The sequence below is a fragment of the Gramella sp. MT6 genome, from assembly GCF_019357415.1.
Taxonomy (GTDB): Bacteria; Bacteroidota; Bacteroidia; order Flavobacteriales; family Flavobacteriaceae; genus Christiangramia.
In genome coordinates this window covers 225,733-243,563 of sequence record NZ_CP048410.1, presented here as the reverse complement: position 1 = coordinate 243,563, position 17,831 = coordinate 225,733, and the positions used below count along the sequence as shown (strand labels likewise).

At 37.4% G+C, this 17,831-nt stretch carries 15 protein-coding genes; 4 read left to right on the top strand and 11 right to left on the bottom strand.

What is annotated here, in order from left to right; all coding sequences use genetic code 11:
* Positions 1-102: 102 nt before the first annotated feature.
* From G3I01_RS01130 to G3I01_RS01095, 8 genes are all read right to left on the bottom strand, one after another.
* Positions 103-1,089 carry a YpdA family putative bacillithiol disulfide reductase gene (locus G3I01_RS01130; RefSeq protein WP_219550361.1) on the bottom strand — a complete coding sequence of 329 codons (987 nt, stop codon included), beginning with the start codon at positions 1,087-1,089 and terminating at the stop codon, positions 103-105.
* Entirely contained in the window at positions 1,076-1,738 is a 663-nt protein-coding gene (gene rpe, locus G3I01_RS01125; RefSeq protein WP_219550359.1) for a ribulose-phosphate 3-epimerase, read from the bottom strand. The genes G3I01_RS01130 and rpe overlap by 14 nt, the downstream gene beginning before the upstream one ends.
* Positions 1,739-1,967: 229 nt before the next feature.
* Complete coding sequence (locus G3I01_RS01120) at positions 1,968-2,831, bottom strand: sigma-70 family RNA polymerase sigma factor (protein ID WP_072552879.1); 864 nt, start codon at positions 2,829-2,831, stop codon at positions 1,968-1,970.
* 330 nt (positions 2,832-3,161) lie between these two features.
* Positions 3,162-5,405 carry a polyribonucleotide nucleotidyltransferase gene (locus tag G3I01_RS01115; RefSeq protein WP_219550358.1) on the bottom strand — a complete coding sequence of 748 codons (2,244 nt, stop codon included), beginning with the start codon at positions 5,403-5,405 and terminating at the stop codon, positions 3,162-3,164.
* Positions 5,406-5,616: 211 nt separating this feature from the next.
* The gene (rpsO, locus tag G3I01_RS01110) at positions 5,617-5,886 is read right to left on the bottom strand and encodes a 30S ribosomal protein S15 (RefSeq protein WP_108170214.1); all 270 of its coding nucleotides are present in this window, start codon (positions 5,884-5,886) and stop codon (positions 5,617-5,619) included.
* 111 nt (positions 5,887-5,997) lie between these two features.
* On the bottom strand, positions 5,998-6,855 hold the full coding sequence (gene accD / locus G3I01_RS01105) for an acetyl-CoA carboxylase, carboxyltransferase subunit beta (RefSeq protein WP_219550356.1): 858 nt from the start codon (positions 6,853-6,855) through the stop codon (positions 5,998-6,000).
* A gap of 82 nt (positions 6,856-6,937) precedes the next feature.
* On the bottom strand, positions 6,938-8,005 hold the full coding sequence (gene fbaA, locus G3I01_RS01100) for a class II fructose-bisphosphate aldolase (RefSeq protein WP_219550354.1): 1,068 nt from the start codon (positions 8,003-8,005) through the stop codon (positions 6,938-6,940).
* A 44-nt stretch (positions 8,006-8,049) separates the two neighbouring features.
* Positions 8,050-10,614, bottom strand: coding sequence for a BamA/TamA family outer membrane protein (locus G3I01_RS01095; protein ID WP_219550352.1), 2,565 nt, complete (start codon positions 10,612-10,614; stop codon positions 8,050-8,052).
* A gap of 37 nt (positions 10,615-10,651) precedes the next feature.
* Here G3I01_RS01095 and G3I01_RS01090 point away from each other — a divergent pair, with 37 nt between their 5' ends.
* Positions 10,652-11,392, top strand: a complete 741-nt coding sequence (locus G3I01_RS01090; RefSeq protein WP_219550349.1) for an RNA methyltransferase — start codon at positions 10,652-10,654, stop codon at positions 11,390-11,392.
* On the opposite strand, the gene G3I01_RS01085 is transcribed toward G3I01_RS01090, so the two are convergent.
* Both G3I01_RS01085 and ubiE read right to left on the bottom strand, forming a co-directional pair.
* Complete coding sequence (locus G3I01_RS01085) at positions 11,379-12,086, bottom strand: porin family protein (RefSeq protein WP_219550347.1); 708 nt, start codon at positions 12,084-12,086, stop codon at positions 11,379-11,381. The two genes, G3I01_RS01090 and G3I01_RS01085, sit on opposite strands and share 14 nt — an antisense overlap.
* Before the next feature lie 4 nt (positions 12,087-12,090).
* On the bottom strand, positions 12,091-12,819 hold the full coding sequence (gene ubiE, locus G3I01_RS01080) for a bifunctional demethylmenaquinone methyltransferase/2-methoxy-6-polyprenyl-1,4-benzoquinol methylase UbiE (protein WP_219550345.1): 729 nt from the start codon (positions 12,817-12,819) through the stop codon (positions 12,091-12,093).
* A 133-nt stretch (positions 12,820-12,952) separates the two neighbouring features.
* On the opposite strand from ubiE, the gene trkA reads away from it, so the two are divergent.
* Positions 12,953-14,302 carry a Trk system potassium transporter TrkA gene (gene trkA, locus G3I01_RS01075; protein WP_219550343.1) on the top strand — a complete coding sequence of 450 codons (1,350 nt, stop codon included), beginning with the start codon at positions 12,953-12,955 and terminating at the stop codon, positions 14,300-14,302.
* Entirely contained in the window at positions 14,302-15,798 is a 1,497-nt protein-coding gene (locus tag G3I01_RS01070) for a potassium transporter TrkG (protein ID WP_219550341.1), read from the top strand. Before trkA ends, G3I01_RS01070 begins: the two co-directional genes overlap by 1 nt.
* A 53-nt stretch (positions 15,799-15,851) precedes the next feature.
* Here G3I01_RS01070 and G3I01_RS01065 read toward each other — a convergent pair whose 3' ends face one another.
* Positions 15,852-17,039, bottom strand: a complete 1,188-nt coding sequence (locus G3I01_RS01065) for a pyridoxal phosphate-dependent aminotransferase (protein WP_219550339.1) — start codon at positions 17,037-17,039, stop codon at positions 15,852-15,854.
* A gap of 161 nt (positions 17,040-17,200) precedes the next feature.
* On the opposite strand from G3I01_RS01065, the gene rsmG reads away from it, so the two are divergent.
* The gene (gene rsmG / locus G3I01_RS01060; RefSeq protein ID WP_219550337.1) at positions 17,201-17,830 is read left to right on the top strand and encodes a 16S rRNA (guanine(527)-N(7))-methyltransferase RsmG; all 630 of its coding nucleotides are present in this window, start codon (positions 17,201-17,203) and stop codon (positions 17,828-17,830) included.
* Position 17,831: the final 1 nt, after the last annotated feature.

Sequence of the window (17,831 nt, the reverse complement as noted above, 5' to 3'; positions counted from 1 at the left end):
GAAGTTCAATCGAAATTTAATTTAGTATTTTCAGAAAGACTTATAAACAAAAAAGCAGCTTCGGAAGATGGGAAGCTGCTTTTTTATTTAGTTCAAAATATATTAAACCCTGGTTTTACTGCTAAGATGTTCCATGATCATTTTTGCGTGTACGCGTGAGTTTTCAATAAACCATTTGTGGGTTTCCACTCCTCCGCAAATAACCCCTGCCAGAAAAATTCCGGGGATATTAGTCTCCATAGTCTCTTCATTATATTGAGGGATTTTTTTGCCGTCGTCAGACAGTTTTATTCCCAAATTCTGCAGAAACCCAAAATTAGGTCTATATCCTGTTAATAAGAGCGCGAAATCGTTCTCAAGAGTAACTTCTCCTTCCGGAGTTGCAATAATTACTTCTTTATTTTTTATCTCTTTCAGTGAAGATTCAAAATATACCTTTATACTTCCTTCTTCAATTCTATTAATAATATCTGGTCTAACCCAGTATTTCACTCGTTCTCCAATCTCAGGTTTTCTAACCACCATTGTAACTTCACCACCCTTCCGGTATATTTCCAGAGCGGCATCTACTGCTGAGTTACTTGCACCTACAACAACAGTTTTCTGTGTGGCATAATAATGTGGATCGTTATAATAGTGAGATACTTTAGGCAGGTCTTCACCAGGAATTCCCAGGTAATTTGGGATATCATAGAAACCGGTAGCAACTATCACATTTTCTGTAAGATATTCTCCAGAAGTAGTTTTAACACTATGGGTTTGATCTGGCTTGGTTTCAACCGAGTTTACTTTTTCAAATAAATGAATATTGACATTTTGATTTGTCGCTATCCTGCGGTAATATTCCAGCGCTTCCCTTTTCCTGGGCTTAGGATTATTGCTGATAAAAGGAATATTGTCAAGTTCCAGCTTCTCTGAAGTCGAAAAGAATGTCATATTAGTAGGGTAGTGGTAAAGAGAATTTACCAGGCAGCCTTTTTCCAAAATGACATAAGAAATACCTTTTTTTTCTGCTTCCAGGGCGCAGGCAATACCAATAGGTCCGCCTCCAATAATGACTACTTCGTATTTATTATTAGGAGTTTGCAATTTTTTTTAAGTTTTTTATGGTTTCTGGCTGGTTTTCAGATTTGAAAACAAAACTGCCGGCAACAAGAACATTGGCTCCGGCACGAGAAAGTTCAGCTGCATTTTCATCTGTAACTCCACCATCGATTTCGATAAGGGTATCAGCATTATGCATAGAAATGATTTCCGTTAGTCTTTGAATCTTATGGTAGGTATTATCAATAAAACTCTGGCCGCCAAACCCAGGATTTACACTCATTATAAGTACCAGGTCAATATCGTTTATAATGTCTTTTAAGAGATCGACACTTGTATGAGGGTTGATAGCTACACCAGCTTTCATACCTTCTGCCTGTATTGCCTGAATTGTTCTATGTAAATGGGTACAGGCTTCATAATGTACGGTTAGGATATCTGCACCTAATTTTGCAAATTCTTTTATATACCTGTCTGGATCTACGATCATCAAATGTACATCGATCGTTTTTTCAGCATGTTTTGTAATAGCTTTAAGTACCGGCATTCCGTAAGAAATATTCGGAACAAAGATGCCGTCCATAATATCTATATGAAACCAGTCTGCCTCGCTATTGTTAACCATTTCGATATCACGTTGGAGATTGCCAAAATCGGCAGCCAGTACAGAAGGGGCAATAAGTGTTTTGTTCATTGTTGTATTGTTGTTATATCGCAAAAATATGAAGAAAAAAAGGTTTACCTGTTTCTTTCTCTATAAATGGGGAGTATGACTTTATTATTAGTATTGATAGAGATGCTAGAATTAAGGCAAGAAAAAACCCCGGTCATCACTCCGGGGTCATTCATCAATCAAAAAACGAACAGTTATTTTCATAACGGGTCATCACTCCCGTCACTAAACTGTTGTTACTTTAAATATCTTAACCAAGATACGTTTTTAAAATTTTACTTCTAGACGTATGCTTAAGTCTTCTAATAGCTTTTTCTTTAATTTGACGTACTCTTTCTCTGGTTAGATCAAAAGTCTCGCCAATTTCTTCTAATGTCATAGGATGTTGGTCTCCCAGGCCAAAATAAAGTCTGATAACATCAGCTTCACGCGGCGTAAGAGTCTCTAATGCACGCTCTATCTCTGTTCTAAGAGATTCATGCAAAAGCTCCTTGTCTGGATTTGGAGACTCACCAGAACGCAATACATCGTAAAGGTTAGAATCTTCTCCTTCAACTAATGGAGCATCCATAGATACGTGACGTCCAGAATTCTTCATAGATTCTTTAACGTCATTAATGGTCATATCAAGCTCTTTCGCAATCTCTTCAGCACTTGGCGGACGCTCATGTGACTGCTCTAAGAAAGCAAAAGTCTTGTTTATTTTGTTTATTGAACCAATTTTGTTCAATGGTAAACGAACAATTCTAGATTGTTCAGCTAACGCTTGGAGGATAGATTGTCTAATCCACCATACAGCGTAAGATATAAATTTAAAACCACGAGTTTCATCGAAACGTTTTGCAGCCTTAATAAGCCCTAAGTTTCCCTCGTTAATAAGGTCGGGAAGGGTTAATCCCTGGTTTTGATATTGTTTTGCTACAGAAACCACAAAACGAAGGTTCGCTTTTGTAAGTTTCTCTAAGGCACGGTTATCACCTGCTTTAATTCTTTGTGCCAGTTCTACCTCTTCATCAGCAGTGATTAGGTCTACTTTTCCAATTTCTTGCAAATACTTGTCTAACGAAGCGGTTTCACGATTGGTTACCTGCTTCGTAATTTTAAGTTGTCTCATCTATCTTCTACTTGGATTTTAATTGTGCATAGCTCTTGTACATAGTTATACGTAAGAAGTACTCTTTATGTTACAAAATTTAAATTTTATTTTTCCAGGCCTTGCACTTCGTGCCGGGCTTTTTGCTTTAAGTCCTCGCTCTTTCCATTCGCTGTGGGCTTTTAGCTACAATCCCTAACGCAAAATTAATACCGTGAAATAATTCAATTTTTTTATTAGCAGGCAAGTAGTCGGAAGTGATTAGCGAAAATTTCAGCGGATTTCAAAAAAAATATAAAATAAAAAAAGCCCGGGCTGCGGCCCGGGCTTTTTAATAATATCAGAAAAAAATTAATCTCTTTTTTCTCTTGGTTTCCTATCATCACGACCTCGGTTGTCACGAGAACCGCGATTATCTCTAGAGCCTCTGTTGTCTCTTTTGTCGTCTCTGTCTCTAGGCGCTCTTTCTTTATAACCTTCAGGTTTTTCAAGTAAAGCCTTTCTGGAAACTTTATCTTTTCTGGTTTTAGGATCTAGGCCGAAGTATTTAACATCGATCACATCACCTAATTTCAGAACATCATTTACATCATTGGTACGTTCCCAGGCAAGTTCTGAAATATGAAGAAGTACTTCGTTACCCGGAGCATCAACATATTCTACAACTGCACCAAAATCAAGGATCTTAACCACCTTAACTTCATATACGCTACCTTTTTCTGGTTTGAACGTGATAGAATCTATCTTAGCCAATACCTTATCAATTCCTTCCTGCTGAGTTCCAAGAATTTCAACGATACCTTCTTCAGTTACCGGATCTTCATTGATCACGATCTCTGTTTTGGTTTCTTTCTGAAGTTCCTGAATAACTTTACCTCCAGGTCCGATCAATGCACCAATGAATTCATTTGGAATTCTTCTGGTAATGATCTTAGGAGAATGAGCTTTTACATTCTGGTTTGGAGATGGAATAGTTTCAGTTAATTTTTCAAGAATGTGAAGTCTTCCGGCTCTTGCTTGTTTTAATGCATTCACAAGGATCTCATAAGAAAGACCTTTGATCTTGATGTCCATCTGGCAAGCAGTAATTCCGTCTTCAGTTCCTGTAACTTTAAAGTCCATATCACCTAGATGATCTTCGTCCCCAAGGATGTCAGATAGTACAGCGTAGTTTTCACCATCAGAAATTAATCCCATAGCGATACCTGAAACTGGTTTTTTCAATTGAACACCAGAATCCATTAATGCCATTGTTCCTGCACAAACGGTAGCCATAGAAGAAGAACCGTTAGATTCCAATACTTCAGATACTACACGAACAGTGTAAGGACAATCAGCTGGGATCATTCCTTTTAATGCTCGTTGTGCCAGGTTTCCGTGTCCTATCTCTCTTCTTGAAGTACCTCTAATTGGGTAAGCTTCTCCGGTTGAGAAAGGAGGGAAGTTATAATGTAAGTAAAATGTTTCTTCTCCTTGTTGTGTTGGAAGGTCTACCTGATTCGCTTCTCTAGACGTTCCAAGGGTTACCGTAGCTAATGCCTGAGTTTCCCCACGAGTAAAGATCGCTGAACCATGCGTTGATGGAAGATAATCTACTTCACACCATATTGGACGAATTTCGTCAGTCTTTCTTCCGTCAAGTCTTATTCCTTCTTTCAGGGTAAGGTCACGAACGGCTTTTTTCTGAGCATCGTTGAAGTATCCAGAGATCATTTTCCCTTTTTCTTCAAGTTCCTCCTCAGAGAACATAGCTTTTACTTCTTCTTTTAATTCAGAAAAAGCTTCGCTTCTCTCTTTTTTACTTGTACCACTTTTAGCGATATCATATGCTTTCTGGTAAGTAGCGTCAAGGATCTTCTTTTCGATCTCTTCATCTGTAGCGGCTACTTCATACTCACGAGGTTCTTTTTTTCCGAATGCTTCAGCAAGTCTTACCTGTGCCTCACACTGAACTTTGATAGCTTCATGAGCGAATTTAATAGCCTCAGCCATTTCTTCTTCAGAACATTCGTCAAATTGTCCTTCAACCATCATCACAGAATCTGCAGATGCACCAACCATGATATCCATGTCTGCTTCAGCAAGTTTTTCTCTGCTTGGGTTTAGCACGAACTCTCCATTAACTCTGGCTACACGAGCTTCAGAAATAGGAGTTTCAAAAGGAATATCAGATAATTGAATAGCTGCAGATGCTGCTAATCCTGCTAATGCGTCTGGCATAACTTCATCGTCATGAGACATTAACTGGATCATTACCTGAGTTTCGAATTTGTAATCTTTAGGGAATAGTGGACGCAATACACGGTCTACTAAACGCATTACTAAAATTTCTTCGCTGCTTGGTCTTGCTTCTCTTTTAAAGTAACCTCCAGGGAATAGACCTGCCGCAGCAAATTTTTCGCGATAATCCAATGTTAATGGAAAGAAATCCATTGTAGTTGGAGTGTAAGATGACACTACCGTACAAAGTAACATGGCATTACCCATTTGAACAACAACCGACCCGTGAGCCTGCTTTGCCAATTTTCCGGTTTCGAGAGAAATGGTCCTGCCATCTCCTAGGTCGATAACCTCCTTAAATGTTTTTGGAATCATAATAATTTCGAATTCTTGATCTGAATAACTTCAACCAGATCATTTAGTTAAACAAAGGTCTCCGCCATCCGGACGGCCGGGTTGTGTGTTGTGTGTAGTTGTAAGCTGACCAATGAAAAACTACCCCTCTGGGCGACAATTTTTGAAAACCTGGCATTAATTCCAGGACAATCTAATATATAAAAAAAGGGGGCAGAAAGCCCCCTGAAAATTATTTTCTTAATCCTAGTTCCTTAACGATGGCACGATACCTCATGATATCCTTCTTCATCAAGTAGTCTAGAAGACTTCTTCTTTTACCAACCAGTCTTACCAGCGAGCGCTCTGAGTTAAAATCCTTACGGTTTTTCTTCAGGTGCTCAGAAAGGTGAGCAATTCTGTAAGTGAACAATGCGATCTGTCCTTCAGCTGAACCGGTATCATTCTTTCCTTTACCGTGCTTTTCGAAGATCTCTTCTTTTTTCTCTTTTGCTAAATACATTCCAATATTATTTAAATGATTTTTATGTATTGACAGTTTTTCTGTCAGGCGGCAAAGATACTACTAATTTGAAAAATACCTACCTAAACCGCATTTTTTATTAAATGGGTTTTATGCTCTTACTGGTTGATTCTGAATAAGATCCAGATAAAGGTTTACTTTATCCTTCAATTCAGATCTTTTGGTAATAAAATCTAGAAAGCCTTTTTCTTTTAGAAATTCTGATGTTTGAAAGTCTTTTGGAAGATCTTTTCCTGTTGTATCTTTTACCACACGAGGACCTGCAAAACCTATCAAAGCTCCAGGTTCAGAGATATTGATATCACCTAACATTGCGAAAGAAGCAGTAGTACCACCGGTTGTAGGGTCTGTTGCTAGAGAAATGTATGGTATTTTTGCATCTGCAAGCTGGGCCAGTTTAACCGAAGTTTTTGCAAGTTGCATTAAAGATAATGCCGCTTCCTGCATTCTGGCTCCCCCAGATTTAGAAATGATCATGAATGGTATTCTATTCTTTAGTGCATAATCTGCGGCACGGGCGATTTTTTCGCCAACCACAGATCCCATACTTCCACCAATGAATTTAAAATCCATACATGCTATTACCAGTTCCTTACCTTTAGATTTTCCAACAGCACATCGAACCGCATCTTTTAAACCGGTTTTATCTTCAGCGGCTTTTAATCTATCGGTGTATTTTTTTGTATCCTCAAAGTTTAATGGGTCCTTTGAGGTCATTCCCTTATCAAGTTCTTTGAACTTATTATCATCAAAAAGGATCTTGAAATATTCATTACTACCTATTCTAACATGGTAGCCATCTTCCGGACTTACATAGAAATTGCTTTCCAGTTGTTCGGCATCAACAATTTTGCCTGTAGGGGATTTATACCATAGTCCTTTTGGGACATCTTTCTTTTCCTCTGTAGGTGTCTGTATTCCTTTTTGTGTTCTTTTAAACCAAGCCATTTACTTCCAATTTTTATCTTTCGATGATCAACCTTATGGCAATAAAAAACAGCCTTTCCAGAAGAAAGACTGTCGTTTTATATTATAATGTATTTACGTTATTTAAATCTTCAAATGCCTTTTTTAATCTTGCTTTGAAGGTTAATTCTCCTTCGCGTACCCATTTTCTAGGGTCATAATATTTTTTGTTTGGAACGTCATCTCCTTCAGGATTTCCAATTTGTGTAGCCAGAAAATCTTTGTTTTTGGCCATATAATCACGAATACCTTCCATATAGGCATACTGCAGATCGGTATCTATGTTCATTTTAATAACTCCATAACCAATTGCTTCGCGAATTTCCTCCACTGTAGAACCACTACCACCATGGAAAACAAAGTCGATATGGTTTTTCTCAACATTATATTTCTTTGTGATATATTCTTGAGAATCCTTTAAAATCGTTGGAGTAAGCTTTACGTTCCCGGGTTTATATACACCGTGAACGTTCCCGAATGCAGCTGCAATGGTAAATTGGTCACTAACTTTACTTAATTCCTCGTAAGCATAAGCTACCTCTTCTGGCTGTGTATATAATTTTGAAGAATCAACATCTGTGTTGTCAACTCCATCTTCTTCACCGCCAGTGATACCTAATTCAATTTCCAGGGTCATGCCCATTTTAGACATTCTCTCAAGATACTTTTTGCAAATCTCCATGTTTTCTTCCAGAGGTTCTTCTGAAAGATCTATCATGTGAGAGCTGTATAAAGGCTTGCCGAATTGCTCAAAATGCTTTTCGCTGGCATCCAATAAACCGTCGATCCAAGGAAGCAATTTTTTAGCACAATGGTCTGTATGCATGATTACCGGAACACCGTACAATTTTGCCATTTCATGTACATGCTTCGCACCAGCAACTCCACCTGCGATAGCGGCTTGTTCATTTTCATTGGAAAGTCCTTTTCCCGCATTAAACTGTGCTCCACCATTTGAAAATTGTATAATAACCGGAGAATTTAATTCTGCAGCAGTTTCTAAAACTGCATTTACGCTACTCGAACCAATAACGTTCACTGCTGGGAGAGCAAAACCCTTTTCCTTCGCATAGTTAAATATTTCCTGAACTTCTTTTCCGGTGGCAACGCCTGGTTTAATATTGTGACTCATAACTTTTGTTGATTAGGCTTACAAAAATAAGAAAATAAACTGGCTTAGAAAGGATAATTGATTCCTACATTATATACGGCGTGAGAGAAATTATAGTCTCTAAACCAACGATTTCCTACGGGCTGTGCAGGATCGTGGGTTTTAAAGCCAATATCGAATCTTAGAACAAAAAAGTTAAAATCATATCTAAGTCCGAAACCGCTACCAACAGCCAATTCTTTTAGATCCTCGATTCCTTCAAAAACAAAATCCTCATTCGTATTAGAATCCAGAACGTTCCAGATATTACCTACATCTACGAAAAGGGCTCCTTTAAATTCATCGATCAGGCCAAAGCGATATTCGGCATTAAAAGCCAATTTTAAATTGGCCTCATTGAATTCCAAAATACTACCGCTACTTCCCGGGCCAAGGTCATATGCCTGCCATGCTCGGTTATCGTTGGGACCACCAGCAAAGAAAGTTTTGGTAATAGGAATATTATTGGAGTTGCCGTAAGGGATTGCTATACCACCAAAGGCCCTTGTAGCAAAGATCCTGTCCTGGCCCAGGTCCCAATGCTTAATAAAATCCACTTCTGTTTTAGCATATTGCGAATAAGCAACCCCTAATACTTTGCTATTTCCCTGATCATTTTGCTCATAATTGAAGACTCCTGATAATAATGAAAGAACATTTCCTGCAGTTTCAATTTTAAATCTAAACCTGGAGAATTCTTTATCATATAAGCTTTCCCGGGTATTCCAGAGATAAGTGTAATTTGTGGCAAAGATCAGGTTGTTCTCGGTAAGTCTTAATTTCCTTTCATATATATCGAGAACATTCAAAAAATCATCTGAATTTAGACCTGTATTTGGAAAGTCATCAGAGATCACATAATCTATAAATGCATCTGCTTCATCTGGTATTTCAAGAACCGGATCATTTGAAGGATCTGAAAATTCAAAATTGCTATCCTGAGCTATGTCATTTAATTCCTCGAAAGAGTTTCGGTATACATTAAAGTAATTTTCAGGATTTAAATTTCTAACATATTGAATATTCAGCAGATCAAGACTGTTTGATAACCTTTTTGAAGGTTTCCAGGCATAATTTAGAATTCCTGAAAATGTTTGTTTGTCAAGCCCAATATTTCTCTGTGTGCTAAAACCAAGACTCATGTTTGTAAAGGGCGACATGTACTTAGGGATGATCTTTTCTGTATTTACCGGTAAAAAAATTCTAGGTAGGCTTAACTTCATGTCTGCCCCAACTTCAGTAATGTCAAAAAAACGATTCTCATCCCGGCTTGCAGCGGCATCTGTAGAGGAGGCGATACTTCCTCTACCAGAAAATTCGAGGTTTTCCAATCCCCCGAAAATATTTCTTATTAGAAAAGATCCTCCAAAACCAATCCCAAACTTCTGAATATTACTTTGGGAAACATCAAAATCAAAACCTAAAGAATACTTTGGAAGGGGGGTTAAAAAAATATTGGTAACCAGATCTGTTCTCGTAGTATCATCAGGATCCAGCGTGTATTGAATGTCCGGGTATTTAAAAACTCTTAAAGAATTAAGACGGTTATAAGTCCGCGTTCTATCCGTGTCTTTATAGATAGTGCCTGGTTTTATGAATATTGCGTCGCTAATTGCTTCTGGTTTGTAACGACTTTCCTCGAAACTATAAAGGGTGTAACCTTCGTGTTTAGAACTGTCTGTTATAGCTTTATTTCTTTGTGCATAAGCGTAATCGGTAAAAATATTCACCTTGCTGATCTTATGAATTTTGAAGGGAACTCTGGAAATACTGTCGCCAACATTGTTTCTTTGATTTTTAATGATCAAGGTTGTGTTTACCTTATTATTGGTATTTACGGTATCAGCATCGAAGCTTATATATTCCTGGTCAAAATTGTAAACTCCATTATTTCTGAAAAGTTGGGATAACCGGTCACGCTCTTCATTAAAATCAAGAGTATTGTATTGAATTCCAGATTTTATCTCACTCTCAGTTTTATTTAATTCATAAAGTGAATCCAGAGCTTTTGAAGCGATCTCTGTTTTAATCGAGTCTATAATATATGGTTCATGAGGTGTAACGTAGTATTCTACCTTTGCTCTTTTAACTTTATCCTCCAGGGGAATTATTTTATAATCTGTTTCTACATTGAACCAGCCATTATTCCAATACCAGGATTGTAATCTATTTTCAGATTTTTTTGTTTCTTCTTCACTTACGAGAACTGGTGCTTCCCCGGTTCGTTTTATCCACTGGTTGAATTCTACTCTTGAGTTTAAATATTTCTCAAATTGCTTTTTAGACAGAATACTAATGAGTTTGTTCTTTTTTCTTTCGTTTTCGAGATATTTTACACTTAGGATACTGTCAATATTCGGTCTAGCGAGATTATAAACATGCAATCGCAGGGGGAAACCAAGGATCCTGGTGTTGGGTTCCTGGTATAAGCGATTATATATTCTGGAGTCCTGGACCTTTTCCCCATTGCTGAAAATTTCATTTTCCACCAATAGATTTTGATCAGGTTCGAGTCTTTTTACGGCGTTACAGCTAATTATTAAGACAAGAGTTAGAAAAAATAATAATATTTTTGCGAAAAGCCGTTTCAAACAGTACTGTTTAGTGGCTCAAAAATACATTTTTTTAATGCTTAGCAAAAGCCAGATTAAGTTAATAAAAAGCCTTTCTCAAAAAAAGTATAGAAATTCTCACGGACTCTTTATAGTAGAAGGGATCAAAGGGATTAGAGAATTCCTGAATTCTGAATTTGAACTAGTTTCAATTTATTCTTCCGGAGAAAATTTTGGATTAAAGGATGATTATTTAGAACTGATCGATGATCGAGATCTTAAAAAGATAAGTTCACTTAAAACTCCTCAAAAAGCACTTGCAGTCTTTAAAATTCCCAATCCTAAACAGGTAGGACAAAAAGGATTAATAGTGACTTTAGATGGGGTACGTGATCCGGGAAATTTAGGGACTATTATAAGATTGTGTGATTGGTTTGGCGTAGAAAATTTGGTATGTTCCAGAGACACAGTGGATTGTTATAATCCTAAGGTAGTGCAGGCAAGTATGGGTTCTCTAACCAGGGTTAATATTCAATATCTGGATTTGGATGAATTCATTTCAGCACAACCTGAGCTTCCAGTTTTGGGTACTATGCTCGAAGGAGAAAATGTTTATAAGGCCAATTTACCAGATGCAGCTATTCTTGTGATGGGAAATGAAGCAAATGGGATTTCAGATAAGATTATTGATCTACTCTCAAAAAAGATCAGCATTCCACAATTTGGAAGAATTCAGGAAACTGAAAGTCTGAATGTAGCCACGGCTACTGCCATCCTTTTAAGTGAATTCCGAAGAGGGTCTTCTATTGAAAAGTAAAATTGATGAAGATAGCTCTGGAGGACATTTTGTCAACATTCCCGGTATACAGACTATTCGGGTCAGCATCTCTAACCAATTCATCATTTATAGCAAAAACTCCGCGAATTGATGGTGAAAGCTTAAAGTAATAAAGATAAAGGTCAATTCCGAAGCCTATTTCATAGTAGTAGCTATTGGTAGTCATTCTAAATTGGCCAGCACTATTATCGTCCGGGTTATCCTCATTACTGCTTAAATTGATGGATGTAGAAACACCACCAACAACAAATGGTCTGAAGTTGTTAAGCCTGTTTGCATTAAATTTCACCAGAAGGGGGATGTGTACATAAGTAGAGCTTATTTCCCTGTAAGTATTAGCATCAGCTCTTAGTGCCTGAAACCCTCTTGTATTAAAGTTTACTCCAGGTTCTAGTCGAAGATCAAAATTATTATTCAACCTTAAATTTCCAACCAATCCAACATTGAAACCTGTACGAGTTTCTACTGCGAAATCCTGACCTGTAACTGGACTGGGATTGTAATTTTTATAGTCAAAATTGAAATCATAAGTGTTAAACCCGAGAAAATATCCCCAGGACCAACGTTGCTGATCAAAATTTTGCTGATTTAACACTCGTTCTCCTGAAAAAATCTGAGCCTGGGCTGTATTTATACATAGGGAGATAAGGGCAAATACAAAAAGTTTCTTCATATTACTACTTTGAGGCAGTATATATCGTTGATACGCCAAATGTTTGTGGTAAATCTACTACATCTATAAACCCAATTTTGTCTAAAATATTGTTGAAGGTTTTTCCATATGGAAAATTTGCTGCACTTTCACTTAAATACGAATATGCATCTTTGTCCTTCGAAAATAACTTACCAATAGTGGGTAATATTAAATTTGAGTAAAAACGGTAACCTTGCTTGTAGGGAAATTTGGTAGGTACCGAGGTCTCCAATACTACGAAAATACCTCCGGGTTTCAAAACACGATATATTTCCTCTAGGCCTTTTTCGAGATCTTCAAAATTTCTTACTCCAAATGCAACGGTAATTGCATCAAAAGAATTTTCGTCAAAAGGAAGATTTTCAGAATCGCCCTGAATCATCTCAATACGAGAATCGAGGTTTTTTTTCGCGATCTTTTTTCTGCCAACATTCAGCATTCCCTCTGAAAGGTCCAAACCAACGATACGAGTAGCACCTGTATTAACCATTTGAATAGCTAAATCCCCGGTACCTGTGGCGATATCCAGTATACTTTCTGGATTGGTCGCTTTAACCGCTGCAACTACTTTCTTCCTCCATTTTACATCGGTTCCTAATGAGATTACACGATTGAGACCGTCATAATTGCCGGAAATGTTATCAAACATTTGTTCAACCTGTTTCTTTTTAGTGAGTTCGGAATCCTTATAAGGGTTGACCTTTTTACTCATAGTGAAAATTTGGGTCAAAGATAACCGATATGCTTAAAAATCATTGACATTCAATAAATATTTATCTTTGTCGCCCTGATTTTTCGTTTCTCCAAAATAACTTAACTTTGCTTTCTCAATTTGAAGCTTATATATGAAAATAATTATCGCCGGTGCAGGTGAAGTAGGATTTCATTTAGCTAAATTACTTTCCTTTGAATCTCAGGATATCACGCTAATTGACCCCAATAGAGATAATCTTGCATATGCAGATACTCATTTGGATATTAGGACGATCAAGGGTGATGCGAGTTCTATTAAAATTCTAAAAGAAGCTCAGGTAAAATATACAGATATGGTAATTAGTGTAACCTCCAGTGAGGCCACGAATATTACAGTATGTGTATTGGCTAAACAACTTGGAGCTAAAAGGACTATAGCAAGGATTTCTAATACGGAATTTCTTGAAAATCAAGGAGAACTTGGCTTCACACGATTTGGTATTGATGAATTGATTTCTCCAGAAGCTCTAGCTTCCCGGGAAATTGAATTGTTGCTGAATCAGTCTGCCTTTAATGATAGTTACGAATTTGAAGAAGGAGCACTTACTATGATTGGTGTTAGTCTTTCCAGAACCGCGACTTTTGTTGGAAAAACAGTAAAAGAGGCCGCGAAAATATTTCCCGAGCTCAATTTTGTTCCGATTGCTATCCAGCGCTTTGGAACCCAATATACTTTAATACCAAGAGGTGATACTCAGTTTAAAGATGGAGATCAGGTGTATTTTGTCACCTTGAAGAATGGGGTAGAGGAGCTCTATAAGCTTACCGGTAAGATCAAACAGGATATTAAAAATGTAATGATTCTTGGAGGAAGTAAGATTGGAAGAAAAACTGCCCAGGATCTTTGCCGGAATAATTTTAATGTTAAGCTGGTTGAAAAAGACCGTGAAAAGGCCTATGAGTTAGCCGATGAGTTACCTGAAACCCTTATCATCAATGGTGACGGGCGTAATGTGGAACTGCTGGAAGAAGAAAATATCCATGATATGGATGCTTTTATTGCAGTTACTGGAAATTCAGAGACTAATATTATGTCATGCCTGGTTGCTAAATCTAAAAGCGTTAAAAAAACTATTTCGCTTGTAGAAAATATGGATTATTTTCAGTTAAGCCACTCCATAGGTATCGATACACTTATTAATAAAAAATTACTAGCCGCTAATAATATATTCCGGTATGTGAGAAAAGGTGAGGTTGTAGCAATGACCAAGCTGAATAACATGAATGCTGAATTACTCGAATTCATAGTAAAGCCCAAATCTCAGGTTAGTGATAAAAAAATAAAAGATCTAGATTTTCCAAGATCGGCCATTATAGGTGGGATTATAAGAAATGGTAAAGGGCTTATTGCTTTAGGGGATTTCCTTATAAAACCTGGGGATAGAATAGTAGTTTGTTGTTTGCCTCGTTCTATTAATAAAGTAGAAAAACTTTTCTTGTAATGCCCAAACTGAATTATCAAATAATTCTTCATGTAATGGGCTTATTGCTGCTTTGCAATGGTGGCTTTATGCTACTAGCAACGCTCGTAAGTTGGTATTATCAGGATGGTGTAACCCTGGAGATATCCACTGCTGCGCTAATTACGCTGTTTATAGGTACTCTTTTCATGTTTACTACACGTGGTCATAGTAAGGAGGTTAAGATACGTGAAGGATATATAATTGTAACATTTGGTTGGATCTTTATGGCTTTGAGCGGCTCATTGCCTTATGTAATAAGTGAATCCATTCCCCGTTTTACCAATGCATTTTTTGAGACCATGTCTGGTTATACTACTACCGGGGCATCAATTTTAAATGACATTGAATCTATACCTAAGGGTATTTTATTCTGGAGAAGTCTTACGCACTGGATTGGAGGGATGGGGATCATTGTATTGGCGATAGCTATACTTCCTTTGTTAGGAATTGGGGGGATGCAACTTTTTTCGGCGGAATCACCGGGGCCAAGTGCCGATAAACTTAAGCCGAGAATTCGAGATACAGCTAAAAGACTTTGGCTTATATATGTTTCCTATACTTTGGCTGAAACAATTTTACTCTGGGCCGCGGGAATGACCTTTTTTGATGCGATAAATCATGCCTTTAGTACCTTGTCAACAGGCGGATTTTCTACGAAAAATGCCAGTTTAGCGTACTGGAATAATAACCCGATAATTCAGTATATCGTTATAATCTTCATGCTACTGGCCGGAAGTAACTTTGTCTTAAGCTATTTTGCTTTTAAAGGTAAGATCAGTAAGGTTTTACACGATGATGAATTTAAATGGTATATTATTTTTATTGCTGGTTTTACTGCGATTTCTGCCCTTATAGTTTATTTTCAAGCTGATGTTAGCATTTCTTCAATAGACCACCCTATGGTTTGGGGAGAGGGAGAAAGTGCCTTTCGTCATTCTTTATTCCAGGTTTTAACTATAATTACTACCACAGGATTCGTATCTGCCGATTATACTATGTGGACACCATTTTTAACGATACTTTATTTTGGATTATTCTTCCTGGGGGGGTCTGCAGGTTCAACTGCGGGTGGTGTTAAGGTGATGCGTCATATTATTATGATCAAAAATGGAATTATCGAATTTAAAAGAACCCTTCATCCAAATGCCATTTTACCTGTGAGGTTCAATGGAAAGTCTATCAGCAAGGAAATTGTATTTAATATTCTAGGTTTTTTCATCTTATACATGCTATCCTTTATTATTGGAGCGGTAGTTCTGGCTTCATTAGGTCTTGATTTTGAAACTGCCATTGGTGGTGCAGCATCATCTCTGGGGAATATAGGTCCGGCTTTTGGCGGTCTTAGCCCGGTTAATAATTTTGATATGCTACCGGATTTTGGGAAATGGTGGACTACCTTTTTAATGTTGATAGGTAGGCTTGAACTATTCACGGTATTAATAATCCTTACTCCATTCTTCTGGAGAAATCGATAAAAAAAACCGGCGATTAGCCGGTTTTTTTATTTCAATTTATTTAAAAATTTCACCTAAGAAAGTGCTTTCTTAATTCTGCTCATTGCTTCAGTAATCTGGTCTTCACTTGCAGCATAGGAAATTCTAATACATTCGGGATTTCCAAAAGCATCACCTGTAACGGTCGCAACATTGGCTTCTTCCAATAGGAATAAACTAAAATCTGTTGCATTCAGTATTTCATGGCCTTTGATCGTTTTTCCGAAAAAAGAAGAAACATTAGGAAATACATAGAATGCACCTTCGGGCTCAGTAGTTACAAAACCTTCAATTTCATTTAAAAGGTCATTGATCAATTTCCTTCGACTCTTGAAAGTATCTATCATGTGACTTATTTTGCTAACTGGTGCTTCAAGAGCAGTAATCACAGCTCTTTGTGCAATACAATTGGCACCGCTAGTGATTTGTCCCTGCATCTTATTACAAGCTCTGGCGATATAGGTTGGAGCGCCGATATAACCAATCCTCCAGCCGGTCATGGCAAATGCTTTAGAAACTCCGTTCACAGTTACTGTGCGATCATACATATCTTCAAATTCTGCCATGGAAGCATGTTCTCCAACAAAATTGATATGTTCGTATATTTCATCGCTAACAATTATAATGTCAGGATATTTCTTTAAAACATCGGCAAGGGCTCTGAGTTCTTCTTTGCTATAAACCATTCCGCTAGGATTACATGGAGAGCTATACCAGATCATCTTAGTTTTCGGAGTAATTGCAGCTTCCAGTTGTTCCGGGGTTATTTTGAAATCTGTTTCTACAGAAGTTGGAACTTCTACCGGAACACCCTCTGCCAGTTTTACAATTTCAGCATAACTAACCCAATAAGGACAGGGTAATAGAACTTCATCCCCAGGATTAAGGATTACCATTGCCACATTTGCCAGGGATTGCTTGGCACCTGTAGATACTACAATTTGAGATCTGTCGTATGTTAGATTGTTATCTCTTTTAAACTTATTGATGATGGCATCCTTTAATTCCACATATCCATCAACAGGAGTGTATGAGTTATAATTTTCGTTAATAGCAGTAATCGCCGCTTCTTTAATAAAATCTGGAGTATTAAAATCGGGTTCGCCCAGGCTTAGGCCAATAATATCCTTCCCTTCCGCTTTTAATTCACGCGCTTTTGCTGCCATAGCTAGCGTTTGAGAAGTTGCCATTGAGTTAATGCGATTTGATAATTTTTCCTGCATGGTGTTAGTTTTTTAATGTATGACGCAACTGATTTTTTTTACGCGTGTCTCCAAATTTTATTGGAGGCAGCTTCAAAGTTAAAATTTTATAATTTCTGCTGTTCAGATTTGAAAGAAAAATAGCAATAAAAAATAACTACTTTTGCACAAAATATTTGGCTTTGGAATTAATTAGAAAATACTTTCCGGAATTATCTGCAGATCAAATTTCAAAATTTGAGAAACTGGAGGAACTTTATAAAGACTGGAATCTTAAGATCAATGTGGTTTCCAGAAAAGATATCGATGAGATCTATTTGAGACATGTTTTACATTCTTTAGGGATTGCAAAGGTTCAGCAGTTTAAACCGGGTTCAAAGATACTGGATGTTGGAACCGGCGGTGGTTTTCCCGGAATTCCGTTAGCTATATTATTTCCAGAATCTACTTTTCATCTGGTGGATTCTATTGGTAAGAAGATTAAGGTAGTTGAGGAGGTAAGTGAAGGCTTGGGATTGGAAAATGTAACTACCTTCAATCAGCGTGTGGAAGAGCTTTCCGGAAATTATGATTTTATCGTGAGCAGGGCAGTTGCCGTTATGCCAACTTTTGTTCGATGGGTTAAAGGAAAGATCGCCAAGGATAACCAGCATGATAGAAAGAATGGAATCCTTTATTTAAAAGGAGGTGACCTATCAGAAGAACTCAAAGATTACCGTACCGCGGAAATCTTTGAGCTTTCTAATTTTTACGAAGAAGATTTCTTCGATACAAAAAAGGTGGTTTATCTTCCTATGAAATACAGAGGTTAAC

Excerpts from the sequence above, each read along its gene's own strand:
- G3I01_RS01120 (WP_072552879.1), bottom strand. The coding sequence starts at position 2,831 with ATGAGACAACTTAAAATTACGAAGCAGGTAACCAATCGTGAAACCGCT.
- G3I01_RS01070 (WP_219550341.1), top strand. The coding sequence starts at position 14,302 with ATGCCCAAACTGAATTATCAAATAATTCTTCATGTAATGGGCTTATTG.
- G3I01_RS01115 (WP_219550358.1), bottom strand. The coding sequence starts at position 5,405 with ATGATTCCAAAAACATTTAAGGAGGTTATCGACCTAGGAGATGGCAGG.
- rpe (WP_219550359.1), bottom strand. The coding sequence starts at position 1,738 with ATGAACAAAACACTTATTGCCCCTTCTGTACTGGCTGCCGATTTTGGC.
- G3I01_RS01085 (WP_219550347.1), bottom strand. The coding sequence starts at position 12,086 with ATGAAGAAACTTTTTGTATTTGCCCTTATCTCCCTATGTATAAATACA.
- accD (WP_219550356.1), bottom strand. The coding sequence starts at position 6,855 with ATGGCTTGGTTTAAAAGAACACAAAAAGGAATACAGACACCTACAGAG.
- rpsO (WP_108170214.1), bottom strand. The coding sequence starts at position 5,886 with ATGTATTTAGCAAAAGAGAAAAAAGAAGAGATCTTCGAAAAGCACGGT.
- fbaA (WP_219550354.1), bottom strand. The coding sequence starts at position 8,005 with ATGAGTCACAATATTAAACCAGGCGTTGCCACCGGAAAAGAAGTTCAG.
- ubiE (WP_219550345.1), bottom strand. The coding sequence starts at position 12,819 with ATGAGTAAAAAGGTCAACCCTTATAAGGATTCCGAACTCACTAAAAAG.
- G3I01_RS01090 (WP_219550349.1), top strand. The coding sequence starts at position 10,652 with ATGCTTAGCAAAAGCCAGATTAAGTTAATAAAAAGCCTTTCTCAAAAA.
- G3I01_RS01065 (WP_219550339.1), bottom strand. The coding sequence starts at position 17,039 with ATGCAGGAAAAATTATCAAATCGCATTAACTCAATGGCAACTTCTCAA.
- trkA (WP_219550343.1), top strand. The coding sequence starts at position 12,953 with ATGAAAATAATTATCGCCGGTGCAGGTGAAGTAGGATTTCATTTAGCT.